The following is a 6,060-nucleotide window of genomic DNA, read 5'->3' on the forward strand; positions in this document are numbered from 1 at the left end:
CCGTGCTCTTCTTTTGATATAAACAGTGAATTGCCAGTTAGTGTTTCAAAAGCTATTTTAACTGACAGAACAGCCAAAAATACTTTAGCCATTGTTTTTGTGGAGCCACTTTCCTGCGTCTCGCAAAGCGTAATGTAGAATATTAAACTGCATATTACGCCCGAAAGTCCGCCATAATAACTCATAGTAGGCTCAAAGATAATCAACGCTGTGCCAATACTAGTCGCGCTTAGTAGGGACAGGGCAAGAAAACGCCAATGGCTTCTTGCTTCCATAATTGCACCGATTGCGCCGAAAGCAAGTAAGTTGCAAACTAAATGACTGTTCGAAAAATGGACTAGATGAGAAGAGAGAAGGCGCCAGGCCTCACCCTTTAGAGCCGCATCTCGACTATAGATAAACACTAAGGCTGTCTCGGGCGAGAAAAAAGACCATATACAAAGCGCCATTATCGATAGCGTAATTATGGGCAAGCCAGCGACCATGTTTTACGCGTTGGTTTCTCTTTTCAACCAGCAAGTGCCACAAATGAGTAGAACGATAATTGCGAACGAAATATCAAGGCTCCCAAGGCCAGTGTAGCCAGATGAGTAAACCACTTTATAATCCTCTGGATTTTCTTTTAGTTTTTCTCTAAAAAGCTCAAGCTGGATGTCGAGATTTCTTGCTAGATCGATACTAGCCTCTTTAAAGCCTCCTACACTATCGTGTCTGAGCTGTTCCGACATGTTCACAGGGGTGGCCTTACTCTTGATGTGACTTATTCCTGGCGCACGAAAAAGCATTTTTCGGCTCTCAATATCATAGACTAATGCATCGACCATTGTATGTGTGTCGTTCTTTTCACCTGGAACGACATAAGCGCCAACGATGGTCCAATATGTAATAGAGGCTAACCCTTCATCTGTAAATTGTGTCTGGTCATAGGACAGAAGTGCAACTATATCAATGCCGTACATTGTTCTGATTTGATCCAAATTTGCGAAACTTCCGTTCTTCCATAGATATGCAGAGGGTATAATTTCGATAGATTTTACGAATTCATAGTTCCTAAAATGTTGACTTACGTCCTTCATTAACTCCATTTTGTCTTTTTCGGTGAAGGTGAGGCGAGCGTCCTTGTCTTCTGGAACGAAAGCTATGCCAACACGTGCGGGAAGCTTTAAATTTGGTATGGTGGGATGCTCAACGTGACGGTTCTCGCTGGGGTAGAGATAATCGACAACACTGCTTCGTCGATGTTGCAAATGCTTCCCTCCAAAAACGCTACAGGCGGTTAATGGCAATAGCAAGCTCATGATTAGCAGTCTCGGCATGTAAATATTTAGTAACCCAATAATGTCCATAATCCGCTCCTCTGCCTGTGGAAAAATAATGCGATCCCCGACTTATTACTCTGTACCATTTTTTGAACTATGACGACAACACTAATCTTCTATTGCTGCAAACCCTTTTCAAATCTGTAGAAAATTGCACGTGGCGTAAACAATGAGGCCCAACATTTCTTTACATTCTCAAGTAAGGTTTCTTCTGTCGTGTTTAAGTAACTTTCAAGCTGACCAGCCCATGCGGCGTTTGCAGAGTCTTCAGCAGTAGCGGAGGATCTAACCGCCACAAATCTAGCATCCAGGTATCTAAAAGATGCCCGAATTTTATCGGCGACCTCTTGCGGCAGTGTCGCGTTAAGAAATAATGATCTTATCTTTTCAGAGCAGGTTTCAACCGCCGGTAGATCGGTGTGGTTTAGTGAACCTAGAATTGTGTCAACCTCTCCACGCTTAAGGTGCACAAAGCATCAAATTAGCAACATTTGACGGGTTAAGGAAAGCCGCGTAACAATGTTAAATAAAGACCGCTAAGAAATTTCAACTACAGGATGGACATCCTCCGATTACGGCGCAAAGACCATACATAACAGCTTGTGCTAAGCCAATATTATCCGCTCCAACGACCAAAATAAATAGACCAGTCGCAATCGCACCACCTTCAAAAAGAATACTTATAGCGACCATGGTATGCATCAACGTTGGTGGGGGCGAGCAGTAACACCAATGGCTGGTTAAGACAAGATTTCTCTCCACTTGAAATCCACCTCTCTCGCTGATATGATTTATTTGCTGTTTATAAATTTTTCCTGTCTACCGAAGCGGGGCAAGTTCAATAAACTGGACACCTTGAGCTTATGGTTGTTGTCTTGGAAATGAGTGGTATTTAATGCTAAAGAGTTTAACCGCTTCACTATGCAAGCTCTTGATAATATCGGTGGTTGCAGCCTGCTCCGCATCTGGGAAGAAACAAGCGTCGGATAAGGAAGGATCTGGAACGTCGTTACAACTAAATATGGAGCCGTTTCCGAAAACCTCATATTTATCGGAAGAGCCTAAATTTTGAACTCTATTAAGAAAATGGATCCAGAACAATTAGCGATTAGGAAACGTAGCGCTATTAAATTTAGCTCAATACTACTACCGCGTTGTATGCCATGTGTAGCGCCACTGCGGAAGTCAAACTACCGGTCTTCTTAAAGAGAAATGAATTGGTTATTCCAACAATTCCTACTGGTATCCAGGCAAGAGGTGGATGATATATAGCAAAGAACGCAGCACTTCCAAGCACAGCGCTCCAACCACCCCATTCCCGGTCAAGTGCGCGAAAGAGCAAGCCCCGAAATAAATATTCCTCAGCAAAAGGTGCGACAGCTACGGCGATAACTCCATACCACATTTTCAAACCCGGAACTGTTACCATCTGTTCCCGAGAGGCGCGAATTAGATCGCCGATTGTCGGAATGTGAAGTAAAAGCGCGATATATCCGTTCGCCAACAGTCCAAGCAACAAACCGCCTATGAAGCCAATCGTGATACTGGTGACGAATCGTGTTGATTTTGACCCATCGCCGCTCCACCAAGCTGTGATGGGGAAATTTGCGTTTGCGGGCTCGGCCCAACACCAGACTTGCTCAGGTCGCACTCCTCTGCCGGTTAGAAAATGTGACACAAAGAGAGATACGATTACGGCGCAGAGACCATACATAACAGCTTGTGCTAAGCCAATATTATCCGCTCCAACGACCAAAATAAATAGACCTGTCGCAATCGCACCACCTTCAACAAGAATACTTATAGCGATCATGGCATGCATCAACGTTGGTGGTGGCGGAAGTTTTTCAGACCAAGGATCGTAAAGAAAGGGCAAGCGAGCGCGAAAATTTTGCCACATAGCGGCAGCGGTTATCCAAGAATAGACGATACCCATAATAGCGATGTGCCATCGCTGTGTCAGAATGCCAATTCCAAAAGTTAACATGCCAAGTGATGCCGCCCATTGGCGACCTTTTGGTGTAGGCTCTGGTTCGCCAGAAGACGAAGGAACAGAAACAAGGGTCACAGCCTTTTCTGCCATGCTGCGTCCGAAAGCTACCCATCCGACACCCACGAGAAGAATTCTCCACCAATCTCCCGGAAATCTTAGCATCGCGTAAATAAGTACTAGAAAAACAACGCCCGTTGCTACAACGGACCAAAGCCAAGCCTTAGCTTTCAGAAGATTTTCCAGTCCTCGTGGCCACGTCAAAGCAATCCACAACGCCGGGCCCTCTGAAGCGAGTGATTTCGGGCCAAGCACCCAAAGAAAGTATGTACCGACCACTATTGCCGCGCCAGAAAGGTAGTTCCAGGCACCCTGAGCGCCTTCAACCAGTCTACGCATGTTAAAAAGATGGACACTGGCAATCGTTAGGGGGATAAGAATAGTTTGCACAATGGCGCTACGATCTCGCCTAAACCAAAGCAATTCCTTTAGATATAAAGGATCGCGTCCGAATTGGGATGAGCGAGATGTTTTTGATTCTGATGGAGCTAAATCGGCCCGATCGACATTTCCTGATAGGCCACGTTCAGCTCCCCAAGCTGAAAAACCCACGGCACTGATTATTGCTATTGCCGATAACGACCAACAAAAAATAGCACCTGACAAGAAAGAAAATGATCCATCAAGTTGAGCACCAATAGTCCATCTCATGAGGGGCCATGAGGAGATTGTGGCGAGAGGCTGTAATATTTTGCCAAGGACATCCGCCACCGTTGACGCTGAAAAAGCACAGAAAATAAAAACCATCAACGCGGCATAACCGACCCAGCTCATCAAACCGAGGACAGCACCACGAGAACGAGGAGAGAGTCGAAGAATCACACCTATCTCTAAAGCTTTTCCCAAACATGCCGTAGCTGTCGCCATGGGCACTCCGATGATCAACGCAGCCACTAGTCCTAAAGCCGTTCCGTATACTAAACCGAATAACACTCCCCAGAAGATCGGTGCTGTTAAACAAATCGGATTCGCGGCTATAGGAGAGAGCATTTCAGCAAAAAAGACCGCGCCAGTCGGCACCGGATGACTAAAGAGCCATTCCCACATCGGGTGTCTACGGCGTTGTAGATCAAGCTCTAGTCCCTCGCCCTGAAATATCATCATTATAAACCACCATACTAGTACTAACGAGCCTAGCATGTTAGATACAGGGGTAGCCTTTACTAGCGTTTCAAGGTGAGAACTAATTTCACCCTCATCAACGAGATTGTTAATGCCGTGCTCGTGAATGGTGTCGCGTAGAACCTTCTCATTAGCATCTTTAGACCCACCATAGTGCCGCGTTCGATTATCCGCTTCCCATGAGTACAGTTCGTCCAAGTATTGCTTAAAGTCGAAATCTTTTCTGCTCAGATCATATTCATTCTTTTGAAATTTAAACATTTCTTGAATAAAGTAGGAGGAAACAACTATCTTACCAGTGCGTTCAACTTCAGATCGAGGGCTGCTATCGATCATCGCCTGTAAAAAAAAGGCAAACCCACCATGGAGAACAGCCATCATTATGATGACCACAATCAAACCTAATAATCCTAAGGTATTAAAGGCCGACTTCTTCGCAGCGCGCTGTCTTAGCAGCTCCTGTTGGCGCTTGCTTCTGCCAACTGCGCGCCGGCGCGCGACGCCAAGTAGCAGCTTGACCGTCCGCCAAAATCCCGGTGGGGTTGATGCGGCTGAATAAGCAGTCATGATTGAGGTGGTCTTGCGGTTAAGCTGAGGAAAATGTCTTCTAAGCTCGAAGACTCACCAAAGACCGAGCGTAATTCCGTCAAAGAGCCTTTTGCAACCTGTCTCCCTTCGTTGATGATCACCGCATGAGAGCAGAGCTTGGCAACATGGTCCATCAAGTGAGTCGAAAACAGAACAGTTGTGCCGCGGCTACTTTCTTCTCTCATCAAGTCGTAAAACAGATGAGTTGATTCAACATCGAGTCCATTGGTTGGTTCGTCGAGAATAAGTAATTTCGGTTCATGTAACATCGCCAGCAATAGACCAAGTTTTTTCTTCATGCCTCGTGAATAGTCTTCGGCGTAACAACGTAGGTCTTCAGCCAATCGGAGACGAGCAATGACATTTGTAATCCGATCCATAGTGGCTGTAACGTCAAGTCCATGCATTGCTGCGCTCAGCTCAAGAATCTCTTGACCGGATAGATATGAGTAAAAAACCGGCTCGTCTGGCAGAAAGCCAACAAGTTTTTTAACCTGAACACGCTCATTAAACGCATCGCACCCATCCACAAGAAGTGTGCCTGCAGTAGCTTTGAGAATTCCCATTAGCAAGCGAAACAGTGTAGTCTTGCCAGCGCCGTTTGGGCCAAGCAGGCCACAGATTTGACCAGCAGGAACCGAGAAAGAAACATCTTTGAGCGCGACTTTAGAACGGATCTTCCAAGCCAATTTTCGTAAATAGTTAATAAAATCGGGGAGTAAGGTCTTTTTTGGCCAAAAAAGCGTAGACACTAAAAAGTGTTGTAAATGTTAAAATAGATATTGCATAAGGGCGCTGGTAGTGGTATGTAGGTAGTCACTATGCATATCGACTCAAATACAACTAAACGCGGCGGACGTAGCTATACTCGGCATTTGTTGCGCGAGTCTTATCGAGAGAGCGGTAAGGTAAAAAAGCGCACTTTGGCCAACTTGAGCAGTTGTAGCGATGCGGAGATTGAGGCAATTAAGCTCGCTCTAA

6 protein-coding genes are annotated in these 6,060 nt (G+C 45.5%); all 6 read right to left on the reverse strand.

Annotated elements, in window-relative coordinates; translation table 11 throughout:
- On the reverse strand, positions 1 to 485 hold a 485-nt coding region (gene rrtA / locus IT291_05000), incomplete at its 3' end, for a rhombosortase (GenBank protein ID MCC6220584.1).
- Between the two features lie 3 nt (positions 486 to 488).
- Positions 489 to 1,316 (reverse strand): rhombotarget lipoprotein, encoded by an 828-nt coding sequence (gene rhlP, locus IT291_05005; protein ID MCC6220585.1) that lies wholly within the window; start codon positions 1,314 to 1,316, stop codon positions 489 to 491.
- Positions 1,317 to 1,435: 119 nt separating this feature from the next.
- On the reverse strand, positions 1,436 to 1,789 hold the full coding sequence (locus IT291_05010; GenBank protein MCC6220586.1) for a hypothetical protein: 354 nt from the start codon (positions 1,787 to 1,789) through the stop codon (positions 1,436 to 1,438).
- A 76-nt stretch (positions 1,790 to 1,865) separates the two neighbouring features.
- Positions 1,866 to 2,081, reverse strand: a complete 216-nt coding sequence (locus tag IT291_05015) for a hypothetical protein (protein MCC6220587.1) — start codon at positions 2,079 to 2,081, stop codon at positions 1,866 to 1,868.
- A 370-nt stretch (positions 2,082 to 2,451) separates the two neighbouring features.
- Complete coding sequence (locus tag IT291_05020; protein MCC6220588.1) at positions 2,452 to 5,058, reverse strand: CPBP family intramembrane metalloprotease; 2,607 nt, start codon at positions 5,056 to 5,058, stop codon at positions 2,452 to 2,454.
- Positions 5,055 to 5,831 (reverse strand): ABC transporter ATP-binding protein, encoded by a 777-nt coding sequence (locus tag IT291_05025; protein MCC6220589.1) that lies wholly within the window; start codon positions 5,829 to 5,831, stop codon positions 5,055 to 5,057. The genes IT291_05020 and IT291_05025 overlap by 4 nt, the downstream gene beginning before the upstream one ends.
- Between the last annotated feature and the right edge of the window lie 229 nt (positions 5,832 to 6,060).

The organism is Deltaproteobacteria bacterium (assembly GCA_020845775.1).
In the GTDB taxonomy this organism is placed as follows: Bacteria; Bdellovibrionota_C; UBA2361; order SZUA-149; family JADLFC01; genus JADLFC01.

What these genes read in the sequence shown, in the direction of transcription:
- rhlP (MCC6220585.1), bottom strand. Translation starts at nt 1,316, where the DNA reads ATGCCGAGACTGCTAATCATGAGCTTGCTATTGCCATTAACCGCCTGT.
- IT291_05020 (MCC6220588.1), bottom strand. Translation starts at nt 5,058, where the DNA reads ATGACTGCTTATTCAGCCGCATCAACCCCACCGGGATTTTGGCGGACG.